Origin of the sequence: Streptomyces sp. HD, from assembly GCF_028369295.1 — a bacterium.
Lineage (GTDB): Bacteria > Actinomycetota > Actinomycetes > Streptomycetales > Streptomycetaceae > Streptomyces.
Map to the genome: position 1 here is coordinate 133,200 of NZ_JAQMYP010000010.1, position 19,042 is coordinate 152,241.

Below are 19,042 nucleotides of genomic sequence, written 5' to 3' on the forward strand. Positions count from 1 at the left end.
TGCCCCGGTCGGCTCAGTCGCCGCGCCACCAGCGCAGGAGGCGCCGGAACACGCCCGGCCGACGGGCCGGTTCGGGCATCGCCGCCTGCGTCGGAGCAGCGGGCTCCGCAGCCGTGGGCTGTGGCTGCGGCGAGCTGGCCTGCCAGTTGGTCGCGCGCTGCTGCGTCGCAGGGTTGATGGAGGGGCGCTGCATGACGTCCTGCTGGGGCTTGGGCGCGAACTTGACCGGCAGTTCCACCAGGTGCCGGTTCATGATGGAGGACCGCCAGCGCAGCTCGTGCTCCTCGCAGGCGAGTTGGGCATCCGGGAGTCGGGTCAGCAGCGCGTCCACGCCGACGTCGGCGATGGCGCGGCCGATGTCCTGGCCCGGGCACTCGTGAGGGCCGCCGCCGAAGGCGAGGTGCGAGCGGTTGCCCTGCATGTTGGCCTTGAGGTCGGGGCGGACTCGCGGGTCCACATTGCCCGGCGCGATGCCGAAGAGGAGACCGTCGCCCTTGCGGATGCGCTGGCCGCCCAGTTCGGTCTCCTGCTTGGCGACGTAGGGAAAGATGGAGCTGAACGGCGGCTCGTCCCACAGGGACTGCTCGACCGCCTCGGGCACCGTCATCTCGCCGCCCTTGAGCTGGGCGCGGAACCGCGGGTCGGTGAGTACCACTCGCAGTACGTTGGCGAGCAGGTTGGCGGTGGCCTCGTACGAGACGATCAGGACGACGCGCAGGTGCTGGCCAACCTCCTCGTCGGTGAGGCGCGCCGGGTGGTTGATCAGGTGGCTGGTGAAGTCTTCCTTGGGTTCGGCCCGGCGGCTGACGGTGAGCCGCATCAGGACATCCATGACGTACGCGTTGCTGGCGATGGCGGTCTCGGTGCCCTTGAGCATGTCGCGGGCGGCCTGCACGATCCGGTCGTTGTATTCGTCCGGCATGCCGAGGATCTCGCACATCACCGCCATCGGCAGATGCTCGGCGAACTGGCTGACCAGATCGGCCCTGCCCTCCTCGCAGAACCTGTTGACGAGGTCCTGGGTCGCGCGGTTGATGTAGCGGCGGATACCCCGGTGGTCGATGGTCGACATGGCGCCGGTGACCGCGCCGCGCAGCCGCAGGTGCTCGTCGCCCTCGGCATGGCAGCAGATGGGCTGCCAGGCGAAGATCGGCATGAGCGGGTGGTCGGGCTTGATCGTGCCGTCCTGCAGGGCGGTCCACAACCGGGTGTCACGGGAGAACTGCGAGGGAGTACGCACCGTGTGCAGGTTCTCGGCGTGGCCGAGCACCACCCAGATGGGCACGTCCTCGTGCAGCAGTGCGGGAGCCACGGTGCCGTGCTCGGCACGGAGCTTCTCGTACACGTCCCCCAGGTCCTCCGCGTCGGGGCCGTACAGCCGGCGCAGCCCACCGGGGACGATGCCGTGCGCGGGGCAGCCGGGGGGCGGGGTGGCCATGGGCTCACCCGTACCGGTCGGGAAGAGAGATTCAGGCGTCACGATGGTCGCTCCGAAGCTGAAGTGGTTCCGGTGTGCAGAAAAGAGGTGAGGGGGTTCGGCTCGGTCGGTGCGTGGCTCACGCGGGAGCCTTCGACGTCGCCAGGGCATGCAGGAAGTGCATGAGGGTCATCAGGACGTCGCGGCTGGAGGCCCGGCGGCGACAGTCGACTTCCACGATGGGGATCTCCTCGGGCAGGTCGAGTGCCGTACGGAGTTCGGAGAGGGCGTAACGAGGCGCGTCCGGGAAGGTGTTGACGGCGACCACGAAGGGCACTCCGCACTCCTCCAGCCGTCCAATGACGTCGAAGCTGACCTCCAGGCGGCGGGTGTCGACCAGCACCACCGCACCCAGCGCACCCTCGAACAGCCCGTTCCACAGGAACCAGAAGCGTTCCTGACCGGGGGTGCCGAAGAGGTACAGCACGAGCTGCTCGGTGATGCTGATGCGGCCGAAGTCCATCGCGACGGTGGTGGCCGTCTTGGTGTCCGAGCCGAAGTTGTCGTCGACGCCGATGCCGGCCTGCGTCATGGTCTCTTCGGTGGTCAGTGGCCTGATCTCACTGACCGAGCCGACCATGGTCGTCTTGCCGACACCGAAGCCGCCCACGATCACGATCTTGACCGCGGCCTCGGCCGTGTGCGGCAGCTGGTCCTCGGTCCGTGGACCGGGAATGATCTCAGAGCCTTTGAAGTCCATGCATCACCGCTTCGAGAAGTGAACGGTCGGCGACGGCCTGGCGCACGATCGGGGCGCGCGCCGTCACCAGTCCGGCCGTCAGCATGTCGGTGAGCAGGACCGTCATCATGCTGAACGGCAGGTTGAGATAGGCCGAGAGCTCGACCACGGACAGAGGGGCGGTACAGAGCCGGAGCAGCGCCGACTGCTCCGGGGTGGCGGAAGGCGGGGGGTCGGCGCGCGCCACGATTAACGTGACGAGGTCGATGTCGCCGTCACGCTCGCCGCCGTCCGGGCCGGCCACCACGAAGAGCCGTTCCGGTTGCTTCTGCTCCCCGGGCTTGGCGGCGGGCGGTGGCAGGGGCGGTTGTTCCTTCGGGAATCGCCGCTGGCGTTGCGGAGGAGTCATACGGTCTGCCCGTTGCGGCGGGGCGGACTGGTGAGGTGGGCGCCGATGCGGGCGACGAGGTCGGACATGCGGTTGCTCATCCGCCCGGGTTCGGCGAACGTGTCGGACAGCACGGCGAGATAGGCGTTGGCGCCGGCGGCCATCAGATAGAAGTAGCCGCCATTGATCTCGATCAGGACCATCTTCATCTTGCCGTCGCTCTTCGGGATCTCCGAGGCGACGGCGCTCGCCAGGCTCTGCAGGCCGGCGCAGGCCGCGGCGACGCGGTCGGCGGTGTCCGGATCGCCGCCGTACCGGGCAATGCGCAGTCCGTCGGCGGAGAGCACCACGATCATCTGGATGCCCGGTACGCCGTCGTGGAGCTCCTTGAGCATCCAGTCGAAGTTGGCGCGCTGCTGGATCACTTGAGGTCCCCCTCGTCATCGGCCTCGGGGCGGGCCGGTTGGGTTCGCGGTTTGAGAGTGAGCGGGTCGGGCTTGTCCTTGAGCCCGTTCCAGAACGCCTCGACCCAGGCTCCGGGTACGGGCTCGTCCTCCGCCGGCTCGGGCTCGGGCTCGGCATTGCGCGACGACCAGATGGTGGGCCGGCCCTCGCGTTCGGCCTGCTCGATGGCCGCCTGCTCGGCGAGCCGCTTGCTGAGCGGCGTCTTGACCCGGCTGCGGCGCTGCGGCAGCCCGTTGGCGGTCCATTCGGTGACGACGGGGACGTCGTCCTCCAGGGAGACCGCGGCAGGGAGCTTCGGGCTGGTGGGACGGCGCTTCTTGGGGGCGCGCTTGGGACCTTCGAGCGCGTCGGGGTCGTCGGCCTTGGGTGCCGACCCGGCGCCGATGCCATGGGCGAGTCCGGGCGCGGGGTCGGTGGTCATCATGTCGCGCGGCACCACGAGGACGGCACGCACGCCGCCGTACGCGGAGGACCGCAGTGAGACCTGCATGTCGAAGGCGGTGCACAGACGGCCGACGACGGCCAGGCCCAGGCGCGGGGACTCGCCGAGGTCCTGGAGGTCGGTGCCCTGCTTGGCCTGTTCGAGCATGCCCTCGACCCTGGCGCGGGCCTCCTCGCTGAGGCTGACGCCGGCGTCCTCGATCTCGATCGCCACACCGGTCTGCACCTCGGTGGCGGTGACGTGCACCTTGGTCTGCGGCGGCGAATAGCGGGTGGCGTTGTCGAGGAGTTCGGCCGCGGCGTGGATGATCGGCTCGACGGAGACGCCGGCGATGTTGACCTTGGCGATGGAGTCCAAGCTGATCCGGCGGTACTCCAGGATCCGGGACATGGCGCCGCGCAGCACGCTGTACAGCGGGACGGGTTCGGGCCACTGCCGGCCCGGCCGACCGCCGCCGAGAACGGAGATGGAGTCGGCGAGGCGGCCGATCAGCATGGTGCCGTGGTCGATGCGCAGGAGGTCGTCGAAGACCTCGGGGTTACGGCCGTGGTCCTCCTCCATCTCCCTCAGTTCCACGGCCTGTTGGTGGACGATCGACTGGACCCGGCGGGCGATGTTGACGAAGGAGCGCTGGGCGGAGTCGCGCAGGGCCTCCTCGTGGTCGACGATGTCGAGCATCGACTCCACCAACCCGAGCTGCACCCGGGAGAGGCGGGTGTACGACGGGTCGATCTCACCGAGGTCGCGCATCACCTCATAGGGTGAAGCGCCACAGCGCAGCCGGTGGATCGCGGCGGGGGTGATCTCCGTGGCGAGCCGGGTCATCTCCTCGTCGTGGGCGGCGACGCGCCGTTCCAGATACGCGGTGTGACGGGCGTGTTCGGCCCGCAGGTCCCGCAGTACGCGGCCGCGACGCACCGCTTCGGCCGCGGATGCCAGCACCAGCAGCAAGGCCACGGCACCGCACACGCCGACGGCCGTCCGAGCCGGCTCCGTCACTACGGCGACGGCGGCTCCGGTTGCCGCGGCCATCACTATGGCGGGCAGCAACAGGACGCGCGCGTACGGAAGTTCACGGCGACGGGTCGGGGATTGAACGCTCACCATGTGGGCCCTCTGAAATGAATCGGGTGGGTGTAGGCGGAGCTTGCAGCGGGGTACTTCATGGGTATGTCGGAATCTTCTGCATGTTTGGGAACAAGCGCACGAATACGCCTCAACTCGGCGCGCTGCGGGCGAGCTTAGTCCGACCGGATCATCGCCGTGTCATATTCAGCAAGCACCTGAAATGGGGTGCGCGCCAGTAGTACCCTCGGCTCCATTTATACGCTTGGCATACATTCGAACACGGCGCGTTACGGCGTGCGGACGTGCGAAAGACACTCACCGTGACGGGTGAGAACGTTCAGATTCCGGCGATGCGCAGCGCCGCGTCCGCCGTCGCCTCGGCGAACACGGACACCGGGCGCTCCGGATCGGAGCGGTGGACGAGGATGACGCTCTCGATCAGCCCGAAGACCAGATCCGTACGCAGATCCAGCTCGCCCTTCGCGAGCGCGCCGCCCGCGGCCGTGGCGGCGAGCAACTGGCGGTAGGCGTCCTTGAGTTCGGCGCGCACGGCATGGAAGCCGGCGAATCGTTCGGCGCGCACCTCGGGCAGCAGGTACAGCCCGCCGAGGTTGTGCGGTCCGGCGCACAGCAGCTCCACGTCGGCGCGGCACAGCTTTCGCAGCCGCTCCTCGGCCGGGGTCGTGTCGTCGGCGAGGAGCTCACGGGCGTACGCGAGCGAGGGCGTGACCGTGGACTCCAGGAGTTCGGCGAGGAGTTCCTCCTTGCCGGAGACGTAGTGGTACATCGACGCCTGGCGCATGCCCGCGCGCTCGGCGACGGCGCGGGTGGTGGTGGCGGAGTAGCCCCGGGTGGTGAACAACTCGGCGGCGGCCGCGAGGAGTTCGGCACGCGGCTCCAGCCCGCTGTCGGGCCGCCGGGCGACCCGCGGCCGGCCGACCCGTCGGCTTCCCGGCCCACCTGACGTACCCATGGGTTCGATCCTCGCACACCGGGGCGTACGGCGATCTTCGCGACGGCTCGGGTGGCGGGCGGCGCCGCCGTGCGGGACCTGCGACTTGCGTGAAGGCGGCGGGGGCCGGGTAGGCAGCGGGCGCCCCGGTAACCGCTCGGCAACACCCCGGCAATCCCCCCGATCCACCCCACCCCTAATTTCTGTCGAGCGACAGAAAAGGACCCGGAGACCGACACCCGACGACACCCGAGCCGGAGGTCCCGCGCATGGCGACAGAGACCACTCACGGAGCCCGCGACCACGCCCGCGCCCAGGAGGGAAGCCGGGCCGAGACGATGCCCGTCGTACCCGCCCGGGACTGGCCCGAGCCGCCGTGTGCGGCGGAGCATCTGGTGTGGGCCGAGACGGTGGCGGGCGGCAACTACACGCACAAGGTGCTGGCCCGCGGCACGGAGCTGCGGCTGACCGATCCGCGCGGCGACGCCTGCGCGCATCTGCTGCTGTACGCGGCCGACCGCCCCTGGGAGCGGCTGAACGTCGCCGACACGGTGAAGGTGCAGTGGAACGCCTACCTGGGCGAGGGCCGTCTGCTGCTGTCGGACCAGGGCCGCGTCCTCGCCTCCGTGGTGGCCGACACCTCCGGGCGGCACGACGCGCTGTGCGGCACCTCCACCCTCGTACGCAACACCGGGCGCTACGGCGACGGCACCCCGCACTCCTCCTCCCCCGCGGGCCGCGAGCTGTTCAAGGTGGCCGCCGCGAAGAACGGCCTGGAGCCCCGGGACCTGCCTCCGTCGCTGTCCTTCTTCCAGGGCGTGGAGGTACGCGAGGACGGCACCCTCGACTTCACCGGATCGGCCGGTCCCGGCGGCAGCGTGACCCTGCGCGCCGAGCAGGACGTGACCGTGCTGATCGCCAATGTGCCGCATCCGGCCGACCCCCGGCCCGAGTACGTCAGCACCCCGCTGGAGGTGCTCGCCTGGCGTGCGGCGCCGACCGGACCCGAGGACCCCCTGTGGGAGGCCACGCCCGAGGGCCGCCGTGCCTTCCTGAACACCTCCGAACACCTCGCCGCGAGGGGGATCGCATGAGCAGGACCACCACCGTCGTTCCCGCCCGTGCCGCCTGGTCGTCCGTGATCCGGACCGGCGCGACCCTGGCCATCGCCGACCTGCACGGCAACCAGGCCGTCGACTTCCTCGTGTACGACGCCCACGACACGTCGGTCCGCTACAGCGCCCCCGACACGATCCACGCGCAGGGCGGCATCTTCCTCACGTCGGGAAGTGTGCTGATGTCCAACGAGCACACCCCGCTGATGACGGTCGTCGCCGACGAGGTCGGCCGGCACGACACCGTCGGCGGTGCCTGCTCCAAGGAGTCGAACACCCTTCGGTACGGCCATCACACCTGGTCGCAGCACGCGTGCGTGGACAACTTCCTCGCCGAGGGCGCCAAGTACGGCCTGGGCAAGCGCGATCTCGTCTCCAACGTCAACTGGTACATGAACGTGCCGGTCGAGAAGGACGGCACCCTCGGCATCGTCGACGGCATCTCGGCGCCGGGGCTGTCGCTGACCCTGCGCGCCGAGCGCGACGTCCTCGTCCTCGTCTCCAACTGTCCGCAGATCAACAACCCCTGCAACGGATTCGACCCGACGGCCGTGCAGATGACGATCACGGAGCCGGGCGCCGGAGCCGCGGCGGGCCGGCCGGGCGAGGCGGGCGGCGCATGAGCTTCGGCACGCTGCTCGTCGCCAACCGGGGCGAGATCGCCGTCCGGATCATCCGCACGGCCCGTGAACTGGGCCTGCGCACGGTGGCGGTCCACTCCGACCCGGACCGCTCGGCACCCCACGTCCGGCTCGCCGACAAGGCGGTACGGCTCGGCCCGGCGCCCGCGAAGGAGTCGTATCTCGACGCGGACCTGGTGCTCAGGGCGGCCAAGGACAGCGGGGCCGGTGCGATCCATCCGGGTTACGGCTTCCTGTCCGAGGACGCGGCGTTCGCCCGGCGCTGCGAGGACGCCGGGATCGTGTTCGTCGGACCGACGCCCGGGCATCTGGAGCTGTTCGGCGCCAAGCACACGGCGCGGGCCGCAGCGCAGGCGGCGGGCGTGCCGCTGGCGCCGGGGACGGGTCTGCTGGGTTCGCTCGCCGAGGCACTCGAAGCGGCCCGGGTCATCGGCTATCCCGTCATGCTGAAGGCGACCGGGGGCGGGGGCGGTATCGGCTTGTCGGCCTGCCGGTCCGCCGATGAACTGACCGCGGCCTGGGAGCGGGTGCGGCGGATGGCGGCCGCCGCCTTCTCCGCCGACTCCTCGTCAGGTGTCTTCCTGGAGCGGCTGGTCGAGCGTGCCCGCCATGTCGAGGTGCAGGTCTTCGGCGACGGCGAGGGCACGGTCGTCACCTTCGGCGACCGGGACTGCACCCTGCAACGGCGCCACCAGAAGGTCGTGGAGGAGGCCCCCGCACCCGGACTCCCCCCACAGGTACGCGACCAACTGACCTCCTGCGCCCGCGACTTGTGCGCCTCCGTCGACTACCGCTCCGCGGGCACCGTCGAGTTCGTGTACGACGCCGCCCGCGAGGAGGCGTACTTCCTGGAGGTCAACACCCGCCTCCAGGTCGAGCACCCGGTCACCGAGGAAATCTACGGCGTCGACCTGGTCGCCTGGATGCTCCGCCTGGCCCGTGGCGAACGCGACGTCGTCCGCGCCCCCGGCGCCCCGCGCGGCCACGCCGTCGAGGCCCGCCTCTACGCCGAGGACCCGTCACGCGAACACCGGCCCGGCGCGGGCCTGTTGACGAGGGTGGAGTTCCCGAGCGGGATACGGGTCGACGGCTGGGTCGAGACGGGCACCGAGGTGACGACGTCGTACGACCCACTGCTCGCGAAGATCATCGCGTACGGCCCCGACCGCGCGCACGCGCTTCAGCGGCTGGACGAGGCGCTGGCCCGCACCCGTGTCGACGGCATCGAGACGAACCTAGGCCTGGTGCGGGCAGCACTGACCGACCGGGATTTCCGCGAGGCCGCCCACTCGACGGCTACCCTCGCGACCGTGACCGACCCGACGCCCCGTATCGAGGTCGTCTCCGGCGGCACCCTCACCACCGTGCAGGACTGGCCCGGCCGCACCGGCCACTGGCAGGTCGGCGTGCCCCCCTGCGGCCCGATGGACGATCTGTCCTTCCGGCTCGGCAACCGGGCGCTCGGCAATCACGAGGGCGCGCCGGGGCTCGAATGCACGCTCCAGGGACCGACGTTGAGGTTCACGCACCCCACCACCGTGTGCGTGACCGGCGCCCCGGCTGCGGTCACCGCCGACGGTACGGCGGTGCCTCAGTGGGAACCGGTGACAGTGCCGGCCGGGGCCGTACTGGAGGTCGGACCACCGGCCGAGCACGGCCTGCGCACGTACGTCCTCGTCGCCGGCGGCCTCGACGTCCCCGCCTTCCTGGGCAGTGCGAGCACCTTCACGCTCGGCCGGTTCGGCGGGCACGGCGGACGTGCGCTGCGGCCCGGCGACGTACTGCACGGCGGGACGGTCACCGAGGGGACGCCGGTTCCGCTGCCGGACCGCCCGTCCTTCGGCGCCGTATGGCACGTCGGGGCGGCCGAAGGACCGCACGCCGCACCGGAGTTCTTCACCGAGGCCGACATCCGCGACTTCTACGCCGCCGACTGGAAGGTCCACTTCAACTCCGCCCGGACCGGCATTCGGCTCGTCGGCCCACGGCCGCGCTGGGCACGCGCCGACGGCGGTGAGGCGGGTCTGCACCCGTCCAACATCCATGACACGCCGTACTCCGTCGGCGCCGTCGACTACACCGGGGACATGCCGGTGCTGCTCGGCCCGGACGGCCCGTCGCTGGGCGGGTTCGTGTGCCCGGCGACGGTGATCAGCGAGGAGCGCTGGAAACTGGGGCAGCTGCGGCCGGGCGACCGGGTGCGGTTCCGGCCCGTGCGGGTCGACGGATCGCCGCGCCCGGCGATCGTCGACGGCGGTGTGCTGGCCCGGGACGGCGATGTGACGTACCGCCGCAGCGGGGACGACAACCTGCTGGTCGAGTTCGGGCCGATGCAGCTGGACCTGGCGCTGCGGATGCGCGTCCACGCGCTGATGGAGGCGGTCACCGAGACGGACCTGGACGGGATCACCGACCTCACCCCGGGCATCCGCTCCCTGCAGATCCAGACGGACCCGCGCAGGCTGCCCCAGCACGAACTCCTCGCCGAAGTACGGGAGACGGTGGCCTCCCTGCCGCCCACCGACGAACTCGTCGTCCCCTCCCGCACCATCCACCTCCCCCTGTCCTGGGACGACCCGGCCACCCGCGAGGCCATCGCCCGCTACATGGCCGGCGTGCGCGACGACGCGCCCTGGTGCCCCTGGAACATCGAGTTCATCCGCCGCGTCAACGGCCTCGCATCGGTCGAGGACGTGTACCGCACGGTCTTCGACGCGGAGTACCTGGTCCTGGGGCTGGGCGACGTCTACCTGGGCGCCCCGGTGGCGACCCCGCTGGACCCACGGCACCGTCTGGTGACCACCAAGTACAACCCGGCGCGCACCTGGACCGCGGAGAACTCGGTCGGCATCGGCGGCGCCTATCTGTGCATCTACGGCATGGAGGGCCCCGGGGGCTACCAGTTCGTGGGCCGTACGACCCAGGTGTGGTCGGCGTGGCAGCAGCGCGGGGCGTTCGAGCCGGGGTCGCCCTGGCTGCTGCGGTTCTTCGACCGGATCCGGTGGTACCCGGTGGACGCCGAGGAGCTGCTGGAGCTGCGGGCGGACATCAAGTCCGGGCGCTTTGTGCCGCGCATCGAGGAGGGCACCTTCTCGCTCGCCCGGTACCAGGCCTTCCTGGCCGAGAACGCCGGGTCGATCGCGAAGTTCCGGGCCCGGCAGCGGGCCGCCTTCTCGGCGGAGCGGGACGCCTGGGAGGCGGCCGGCGAGTTCGCCCGGGCGGAGGAGCAGACGGCACCGATCGCACCCGCGGTGGAGGTGACCGTCCCGGTCGGCGGGCGGCTGGTCGAGGCCGAGTTCGCGGCGTCCGTCTGGCAGCTGAGCGTCCGGCCGGGTGACGAGGTGGCGGCCGGACAGCCGCTGCTCGCCCTGGAGGCGATGAAGATGGAGTCCAGGGTGCACGCGCCGGTGACCGGCGTGGTCGTGGAGGTCCTGGTCGGGCCCGGCGATCAGGTCGAGGCGGGGACGCCCCTGGTGGTCCTCTCGCCGGCCACCGACTCCCCTGCCGGATCCGTGAGTTGACAGTCAAGGAGCACCGCATGTCCACCGCCCTCCTGCGCGTCCGCGCCGCCTACGCCCGCATCGAGGCCGTGGACCGCCCCGAGATCTGGATCGACCTGCGCCCGCAGGAGGAGGTCGAGGCGGAGGCCCGGCTGATCGACGAGCGGGTGTCCGCCGGAGAGCGGCTTCCCCTCACGGGGCGCCTGTTCGCGGCGAAGGGCAACATCGACGTCGCAGGCCTGCCCACGACCGCGGGCTGCCCGTCGTACGCCTCTCACCCGGTGGCCGACGCCCCGGTCGTCGCCCGCCTCCGCGCGGCCGGGGCGATCGCGCTCGGCACCACGAACCTGGACCAGTTCGCGACGGGCCTGGTCGGCACCCGCTCCCCCTACGGCGCCGTCCGGGGCGCCCACGACCCGTCCAGGATCAGCGGCGGTTCCAGTTCCGGCTCGGCCACCGCGGCGGCGCTCGGCATCGTCGACTTCGCGCTCGGCACCGACACCGCGGGCTCGGGCCGGGTCCCGGCCGCCTTCAACGGCATCGTCGGCCTCAAACCGACCCGGGGTCTCGTCCCGGCACAGGGCGTCGTCCCGGCCTGCGCGTCCCTCGACTGCGTCACGGTGTTCGCGCGGACGCTGCCGGAGGCCGAGCAGGCCCTGTCGTTCATGGCGTCCCCGCCCGGCCGCGCCCTGCCCCCGCTCCCGCAGCGCACACCGGGGCCGTGGCGCGTCGCAGTCCCGCCCGTGCGGCAGCTCGGCGAGCTGGACCAGGGCTGGGCCGAGGCGTACGAGGCAGCGGTACGGCAGCTGCGCGCCGCCGGCGCCGACATCCGCACCATCGACCTCACCCCCTTCACCGAGGCCGCCGCCATGCTGTACGAGGGTGCCTTCGTCGCCGAGCGCTACACGGCCGTGGGGAGCTTTGTCGACAAGGCGCTGGCGGCGGGCGACGACACCCTCGATCCCACCGTCGCCGGCATCATCAGCCGCGCCCGCGACATCCCGGCCCACCGGCTCTTCGCCGACCAGGACCGGCTGGCCGCGCTGCGCGCCCGCGCCGAGGCCGAACTCGCGGACGCGGACGCCCTGCTGCTCCCGACGGCGCCCGGCCACCCCACCCTCGCCGAGGTGGCCGCCGACCCGCTGGGGGCCAACGCCCGGCTGGGCCGCTTCACCAACTCCACCAACCTCTTCGACCAGGCCGCGGTCGCCGTCCCCGCCGGTGAGGTGAACGGCCTGCCCTTCGGCGTGATGCTGATCGGCCCCGCGTTCACGGACGAACGGCTGTCCCGGATCGCCGCCCTGCTCCATCCCGAGGTCCGTCTCGCCGTGGTCGGCGCCCACCTCTCCGACCAGCCCCTCAACCCCCAACTCCGCGCCCTGGGCGCCCGGTTGGACCGTACGACCGCCACGGCGCCCGTGTACCGCCTGCACGCCCTGTCCACGACGCCGCCCAAGCCGGGCCTGGTCCATGTCGGGGCCGGCGCGGAGGGTGCCGCGATCGAGGCCGAGGTGTGGCGGCTGCCTGCCGAGGGGCTGGGACGGCTCCTCGCCGAGCTGCCCCGTCCGATGGCGCTGGGGCGGGTGGAGCTGGCGGACGGCAGCCATGTTCCCGGGTTCCTGTGCGAGCCGGCGGCGCTCACGGATGCCGAGGACATCACGTCGTACGGGGGCTGGCGGGCGTATCTCGCGGGTGGCCGCTGACGAAGGAGGCCGGAAAACAACAAGGGCAAGGAGGTCACGCTCTCCTTGCCACTCTTAACTTATAGCGCACTGGGGGGCTTGCGGCAAGGCCCCCGTCGTACCGCAGAATCTCCAGCCGTAGCGAAAATTCGCAGAAGGTGGGGATCGCACAGTGCGTGTGTTGTTGTCGACGTACGGGTCGCGCGGGGACGTCCAGCCGATGGCGGCGCTGGCGGTGCGGTTGCGGGAACTCGGAGTGCAGGTGCGGGTGTGCGCGCCGTCGGACGAGGAGTTCGCGAAGCTGCTGGCCCGGGTCGGCGTGGAGCTGGTCCCGGCCGCCGACCCGGTGCGGACGCTGGTGACGGGGACGAAGACGATGACGCCGGAGGGGCTGCCGCAGCGGGCGGCGGCGTTGGCCGCCGCGCAGTACGAGGTGGTCGCCGCGGCGGCCGAGGGATGCGACGCGGTGGTGGCGACCGGCCTGGTCCCGGCCGTGGCGGGCGCGCGGGAGGTGGCCGACGATCTGGGCGTCCCCTTCGTGTACGTGGCCTACTTCCCGACCATGCTGCCGTCGCCGCACCATGCCCCGCACCCGCTGCCCGGCCGTCCGCTCCCCGCGGACGTGGTCGACAACCGGGTGCTGTGGGACTTCAACGCCCAGAGCTTCAACGCCCTGTACGGCCCGGGGATCGACGCTCTGCGGGAGTCGGTCGGCCGCCCGCCGTTGGACGACGTCATCAGCCATGTCTTCACCGACCGGCCGTGGCTGGCGGCGGATCCGGTGCTGGGCCCGTGGCAGGAGCCGGCGGACCTCGGTGTCGTGCAGACCGGCGCGTGGATCCTGCCGGACGAGCGCCCGCTGCCGACCGACCTGGTGGACTTTCTGGAGGCCGGTGCGCCGCCGGTGTACGTCGGCTTCGGCAGCATGCCCATGCGAGAGTCGACGGACGTCGCCCGGGTGGCCGTCGAGGCGGTCCGCGCGCAGGGCCGTCGCGTGCTCGTCGGGCGCGGCTGGGCGGACCTGGCGCTGGTCGACGACCAGGACGACTGCTTCGTCGTCGGCGACGTCAACCACCAGGCGCTGTTCCCCCGCGTGGCCGCCGTCGTGCACCACGGCGGCGCGGGTACGGCCACGACGGCCGCCCTGGCCGGGGCGCCTCAGGTGGTGGTCCCCCAGCTGGTGGACCAGCCGTACTGGGCGGGCCGGGTGGCCGAGCTGGGCATCGGCGCGGCACACGACGGCCCGACCCCGACCTTCGAGTCCCTGTCGGCCGCCCTCAAGGTGGCCCTGGCCCCCGGGACCAGCACCCGAGCGACCGCCGTCGCCGCCACGATGCGCACCGACGGCGCGGAAACGGCAGCGAAGCTGCTGCTCGAATTGATCAGCCGGGAAACGCGCCCCACCACAGATCGGAGCCACTCCCTGTGAACCCCCTGACCACCAGCGCGTTCGCCCTGCCCGACCGCCTCTCCGCCAAGTCCGACCCGGCGCTGATCGCCGACGACGAGCGGTACTTCACGGCGCTCGGAGAGTGCCTGGAGCAGTCGATCGCCGAGGTGTCCGACCTGCTCGACGCCGCGCGCAGGGCGCCCGGCGGCCTGGGCCGGCACGCGATGGACCGGGACACCGAGGTCCACCGGCTGACCGCCCGGCTGCGCGCCCTGCGCCGCTTCGGCCTGGACCTGTGCCTCGGCCACATGGTCGGCGCGGACGACGCCGAGCCCGTGTACATCGGACGGCTCGGCCTCACCGACCGCGAGGGCCGCCGGCTGCTGGTCGACTGGCGCTCCCCCGCGGCCGAGCCGTTCTTCGGCGCCACCCACGCCAACCCGATGGGGCTGGCGAGCCGCCGCAGGTACCGCTGGACCGACGGCCGGATCGGCGACTACTGGGACGAGGTATTCACCCCGGACGGGCTCGAACGGCATGCCGCGCTCGACGACCAGTCCGCCTTCATCGCCAGCCTGGGCAGCAACCGGTCGCCCCGGATGCGCGATGTGCTCGGCACCATCCAGGCCGACCAGGACGCCATCATCCGCGCGGGATCACGCGGCGCACTCGTCGTCGACGGCGGCCCCGGCACCGGCAAGACGGTCGTCGCCCTGCACCGCTCCGCCTACCTGCTGCATGCCGACCCCCGCCTCGGTCACCGTCGGGGCGGCGTACTGTTCGTCGGCCCGCACCGGCCGTACCTGGCCTACGTCTCCGATGTCCTGCCCAGCCTCGGCGAGGAGGGCGTGCAGACCTGCATCCTGCGGGACCTGGTCGCCGAGGGAGCGACGGCGGGCGTCGAGGCCGACCCCGAGGTGGCCCGTCTGAAGTCGTCCGCGGAGCTGGTGAAGGCGATCGACAAGGCCGTCCGCTTCTACGAGGAGCCGCCCGCCAAGGGCATGACGGTCACCACCCACTGGTCCGACGTCCGGCTGAGCGCCGGCGACTGGGCCACGGCGTTCGACGCCGCGGAGCCCGGTACGCCGCACAACGAGGCACGCGAGCAGGTCTGGGAGGAACTGCTCACCATCCTGGTGGACAAGCACGAGGGCAACGCCTCGGGGGACGACGGCGAGGTCTCGACGGAGCTGCTCCTGAGGTCGCTGCGGCAGAACAGGGACCTGCTCACGGCCTTCAACCGCGCGTGGCCCCTGCTCGAAGCGAGCGACCTCGTCTCGGACCTGTGGTCGGTGCCGGCGTACCTGCGGATGTGCGCGCCCTGGCTCGGCAGCGACGAAGTCCAGAAGCTGCAGCGCGCCAACCCTCAGGCCTGGACGGTGTCCGACCTGCCGCTCCTGGACGCGGCCCGGCAACGGCTCGGCGACCCGGAGGAGGCCCGGCGCAGGCGCCGGCACGCGAGCATCCTGGCCGCCCAGCGCGAGCGCATGACCCAGGTCGTCGACAACCTCATCGAGGCCACGTCCCTCTCCGGCGCCGACACCGACGACGGCGAGGGCCTGGTGACGATGCTGCGGGGCCAGGACGCCCAGGTCAGCCTGGTCGACGAATCCGAACTCACCACCACCGACCCGGACCTGCTCGCCGGCCCGTTCGCCCACATCGTCGTGGACGAGGCCCAGGAACTCACCGACGCCGAGTGGCAGATGCTGCTGCTGCGCTGCCCGTCCCGAAGTTTCACCATCGTCGGCGACCGTGCCCAGGCCAGGCATGGCTTCACCGAGTCCTGGCAGGAACGCCTGAACCGCATCGGCCTCGCCCGGATCGACCTGGCCTCCTTGAGCGTCAACTACCGGACGCCGGAGGAGATCATGGCCGAGGCCGAGCCGGTCATCCGTGCCGCGCTGCCCGACGCGAACGTGCCGACGTCGATCCGCAGCGGAGGCATCCCCGTCGTCCACGGCTGTGTGTCGGACCTCGACTCGATCCTGGACAACTGGCTTGCCACGCATGCGGAGGGAACCGCCTGCGTCATCGGCGACCCCGCCTTCCGCCCGACGGACCGAGTCCGGTCACTGACACCGGAACTCTCAAAGGGCCTGGAGTTCGACCTGGTTGTCGTGGTGAACCCGGAGAAGTTCGGCGAGGGAATCGAGGCAGCGGTGGACCGCTATGTGGCGATGACGCGTGCAACTCAGCAGTTGGTCATCCTCACGTCTTGACCGACGACGCGTCCCACGCCGGTGAGGGGCACGGGGCCGCATCGACATGCGGCTCCGCCGCGTGGGCGCGACAAGCCGCAGCGAAACCCGCGCCCGCCCGCGAACAAGTCACCCCACCGACGAGTAGGCGACAACTCCCCGCAGCAGCATTTCCACAGCCTTCCGCGCATTCTTCGCCACAGTCGACCCCTCCACAGGAGATGCCGCCGAAATCTGCCCCAGCACATCGATCACCTGCTTGCACCACCGCACAAAGTCCCCGGCCGGCATCTCAGCCTCCCGAAGCACCTCGTCCAGCCCCTTACCACTGGCCCACATGTACGCGGCCCAGGCAAAGCCGAGGTCCGGCTCACGCTGCCCGACCCCCTCGGTCTGGTTGATCCGGAAATCCTCCTCAAGGGCGTCCAGCCGCCCCCAGATCCGAACCATCTCCCCCAGCGCGGCCTTGGCCTTGCCGGACGGCAGCTTCGGCGCCATCGCGTCGTCCCCGACCCGCGCCTCGTACACCAACGCCGAGACACAGGCGGCCAGTTCGGCCGGGCCGAGGCCCTCCCACACCCGCTCTCGCAGGCATTCGCTGGCCAGCAGATCGAGTTCGCCGTACAGCCGGGCGAGCCGCTTGCCGTGCTCGGTGACCTCGTCGCCGCGCAGATAGTCCAGCTCGGTGAGGAGCGCGACGATGCGGTCGAAGGTGCGCGCGATGGTGTTCGTGCGGCCTTCGATACGGCGCTCCAGCTGCGAGGTGTCCCGCAGCAGCCGGTGGTAGCGCTCGGCCCAGCGGGCGTGGTCCTCACGGTCGCTGCAGCCGTGGCAGGGGTGCGCGCGCAGTGCCTTGCGCAGCCGCTCGATCTCGCGGTCGTCGGCCGCCTGGGAGCGCCGCTTGCGCTGCCGCTCCGGCGAAATGTGCCCGGCCTTGGTGCGCAGCGCGGAGGCGAGGTCCCGACGGGACTGCGGGGAGCGCGGGTTGAAGGACTTCGGGATCCGCATCCGCTCCAACGCCTCGACGGGCACCGGGAAGTCGATGGACGCCAGCCGCTTGACCTGCCGTTCGGCGGTCAGGACGAGCGGGCGCGGCCCGTCGTGGTGCTCGAAGCCGCGGTGGCCGTTGGACCGCCCGGCGGGCAGCCCGGGGTCCAGCACCAGGGCGAGACCTGCGTACTTGCCGGTCGGCACATGGATGACGTCGCCGGGCTTGAGTTTCTCCAGCGCGACCGCGGCCTCCGCACGCCGCTGCGCCACTCCCTCCCGGGCCAACTCGTTCTCGCGGTCCTTGAGTTCGCGACGCAGTCGCGCGTACTCCTCGAAGTCCCCGAGGTGGCAGGTCATGGACTCCTTGTAACCGCTGAGCCCTTCCTCGTTGCGCTGCACCTGGCGCGAGATCCCGACGACCGACTTGTCGGCCTGGAACTGCGCGAAGGACGTCTCCAGCAGCTCACGCGACCGGTGCCGGCCGAACTGCTCGACGAGGTTGACCGCCATGTTGTACGACGGCTTGAAGCTGGACCGCAGTGGATAGGTCCGGGTGCCGGCGAGCCCCGCGAGGTGCTCCGGGCTCATCCCCCGCTGCCACAGCACCACGGCATGGCCCTCGACGTCGATGCCACGCCGCCCCGCACGCCCCGTCAGCTGGGTGTACTCGCCCGGGGTGATGTCGGCGTGCTGCTCGCCGTTCCACTTGACGAGCTTCTCCAACACCACCGACCGCGCGGGCATGTTGATGCCGAGCGCGAGCGTCTCCGTGGCGAACACGGCCTTCACCAGGCCGCGCACGAACAGTTCCTCGACGACCTCCTTGAAGGTCGGCAGCATGCCCGCGTGGTGAGCGGCTATGCCGCGCTCCAGGCCCTCCAGCCACTCGTAGTAGCCGAGGACGTGGAGATCCTCGGTCGGGATGGAGGCGGTGCGCTCCTCGACGAGCGCACGCACCTTGTCCCGCGCCTCCTCGTCGTTCAGCCGCAGTCCCGCGTACAGGCACTGCTGTACGGCGGCCTCGCAGGCGGCGCGGCTGAAGATGAAGGTGATGGCGGGCAGCAGGCCCTCGGCGTCGAGCCGCTCGATGACCTCGGGACGCCCCGGCGTCCACACCCGGGAGCGCTGTCTGCGCTCCCGCTCCCGGTCGGCCTCGCGCATGGCGCGCCCGCGTCTGCGGTCCTGGTAGGACGGCCGCTGGGCCTCCATGCGGGCCAGCCGGGTGAGGTCGGGGTTGACGGCCTTCTTGTGGCCCTCGCCCTCCTCGAACAGGTCGTACATCCGGCGCCCGGCGAGCACATGCTGGAACAGCGGCACGGGCCGGTGCTCGGAGACGATCACCTCGGTGTCGCCGCGGACGGTGTCGAGCCAGTCGCCGAACTCCTCGGCGTTGGACACGGTCGCCGACAGCGAGACGAGGGTGACCGACTCGGGAAGGTGGATGATCACCTCTTCCCATACGGCGCCGCGGAAGCGGTCGGAGAGGTAGTGCACCTCGTCCATGACCACATAGCCGAGGCCGAGGAGGGTCTGCGATCCCGCGTACAGCATGTTCCGCAGCACCTCGGTGGTCATCACGACCACGGCGGCGTCGGGGTTGACGCTGTTGTCGCCGGTGAGCAGTCCGACCATGCCGTTGCCGTAACGGCGGCACAGGTCGGCGTACTTCTGGTTCGACAGCGCCTTGATGGGCGTGGTGTAGAAGCACTTCTTGCCCTGCATCAGGGCGAGGTGGACGGCGAACTCGCCCACGATCGTCTTGCCGGAGCCGGTGGGCGCGGCCACCAGGACGCCTTTCCCCGCCTCAAGCGCCTGGCACGCCTCGATCTGGAAGGGGTCGAGGCCGAAGTCGTACATCTCGCGGAAGGAGGCGAGCGCGGTGGCCTGCTCGGCAGCGCGCTTGCGTGCTGCCGCGTACCGCTCGGCCGGTGAGAGGTCCTCTGTCATCGTGCTTTCGAGCGTACCGGGCCCCACTGACAACAGGACGATCATTATCCGGATCGCCTCTGCGTCAACCGGGGATCCGCACAGCTCACGGCCGCACAGTCCCCG

Annotated in this window: 13 protein-coding genes; 6 read left to right on the forward strand and 7 right to left on the reverse strand. The window is 71.3% G+C overall.

The window, feature by feature from the left end; genetic code table 11:
• Positions 1 to 13 precede the first annotated feature (13 nt).
• The 6 genes from POF73_RS12725 to POF73_RS12750 all read right to left on the reverse strand — a co-directional run bounded on the left by POF73_RS12725 (position 14) and on the right by POF73_RS12750 (position 5,492).
• Positions 14 to 1,438: a cytochrome P450 gene (locus tag POF73_RS12725; protein WP_272114772.1), complete on the reverse strand. Its 1,425-nt coding sequence runs from the start codon at positions 1,436 to 1,438 to the stop codon at positions 14 to 16.
• Positions 1,439 to 1,556: 118 nt separating this feature from the next.
• A complete protein-coding gene (locus POF73_RS12730) occupies positions 1,557 to 2,177 on the reverse strand; it encodes a GTP-binding protein (RefSeq protein WP_272114773.1) in 621 nt (206 codons plus the stop codon).
• Positions 2,158 to 2,565: a DUF742 domain-containing protein gene (locus tag POF73_RS12735; RefSeq protein WP_272114774.1), complete on the reverse strand. Its 408-nt coding sequence runs from the start codon at positions 2,563 to 2,565 to the stop codon at positions 2,158 to 2,160. Before POF73_RS12735 ends, POF73_RS12730 begins: the two co-directional genes overlap by 20 nt.
• Positions 2,562 to 2,969, reverse strand: coding sequence for a roadblock/LC7 domain-containing protein (locus POF73_RS12740; RefSeq protein WP_030946521.1), 408 nt, complete (start codon positions 2,967 to 2,969; stop codon positions 2,562 to 2,564). The genes POF73_RS12735 and POF73_RS12740 overlap by 4 nt, the downstream gene beginning before the upstream one ends.
• A complete protein-coding gene (locus POF73_RS12745; protein ID WP_272114775.1) occupies positions 2,966 to 4,558 on the reverse strand; it encodes a sensor histidine kinase in 1,593 nt (530 codons plus the stop codon). Before POF73_RS12745 ends, POF73_RS12740 begins: the two co-directional genes overlap by 4 nt.
• Before the next feature lie 298 nt (positions 4,559 to 4,856).
• Positions 4,857 to 5,492, reverse strand: a complete 636-nt coding sequence (locus POF73_RS12750; protein ID WP_272114776.1) for a TetR/AcrR family transcriptional regulator — start codon at positions 5,490 to 5,492, stop codon at positions 4,857 to 4,859.
• 248 nt (positions 5,493 to 5,740) lie between these two features.
• Between POF73_RS12750 and POF73_RS12755 the strand changes: the two genes are divergently transcribed.
• The 6 genes from POF73_RS12755 to helR all read left to right on the forward strand — a co-directional run bounded on the left by POF73_RS12755 (position 5,741) and on the right by helR (position 16,021).
• Positions 5,741 to 6,565 (forward strand): urea amidolyase associated protein UAAP1, encoded by an 825-nt coding sequence (locus POF73_RS12755; RefSeq protein ID WP_272114777.1) that lies wholly within the window; start codon positions 5,741 to 5,743, stop codon positions 6,563 to 6,565.
• Positions 6,562 to 7,209: an urea amidolyase associated protein UAAP2 gene (locus POF73_RS12760; RefSeq protein WP_272114778.1), complete on the forward strand. Its 648-nt coding sequence runs from the start codon at positions 6,562 to 6,564 to the stop codon at positions 7,207 to 7,209. The genes POF73_RS12755 and POF73_RS12760 overlap by 4 nt, the downstream gene beginning before the upstream one ends.
• Entirely contained in the window at positions 7,206 to 10,748 is a 3,543-nt protein-coding gene (locus POF73_RS12765; RefSeq protein WP_272114779.1) for a 5-oxoprolinase/urea amidolyase family protein, read from the forward strand. The genes POF73_RS12760 and POF73_RS12765 overlap by 4 nt, the downstream gene beginning before the upstream one ends.
• Positions 10,749 to 10,765: 17 nt before the next feature.
• Positions 10,766 to 12,430 (forward strand): allophanate hydrolase, encoded by a 1,665-nt coding sequence (atzF, locus tag POF73_RS12770; protein ID WP_272114780.1) that lies wholly within the window; start codon positions 10,766 to 10,768, stop codon positions 12,428 to 12,430.
• A 151-nt stretch (positions 12,431 to 12,581) separates the two neighbouring features.
• Complete coding sequence (locus POF73_RS12775) at positions 12,582 to 13,838, forward strand: glycosyltransferase (protein WP_272114781.1); 1,257 nt, start codon at positions 12,582 to 12,584, stop codon at positions 13,836 to 13,838.
• On the forward strand, positions 13,835 to 16,021 hold the full coding sequence (gene helR / locus POF73_RS12780; protein WP_272114782.1) for an RNA polymerase recycling motor ATPase HelR: 2,187 nt from the start codon (positions 13,835 to 13,837) through the stop codon (positions 16,019 to 16,021). Before POF73_RS12775 ends, helR begins: the two co-directional genes overlap by 4 nt.
• A gap of 108 nt (positions 16,022 to 16,129) precedes the next feature.
• On the opposite strand, the gene POF73_RS12785 is transcribed toward helR, so the two are convergent.
• Complete coding sequence (locus tag POF73_RS12785; protein ID WP_272114783.1) at positions 16,130 to 18,982, reverse strand: DEAD/DEAH box helicase; 2,853 nt, start codon at positions 18,980 to 18,982, stop codon at positions 16,130 to 16,132.
• Positions 18,983 to 19,042 lie beyond the last annotated feature (60 nt).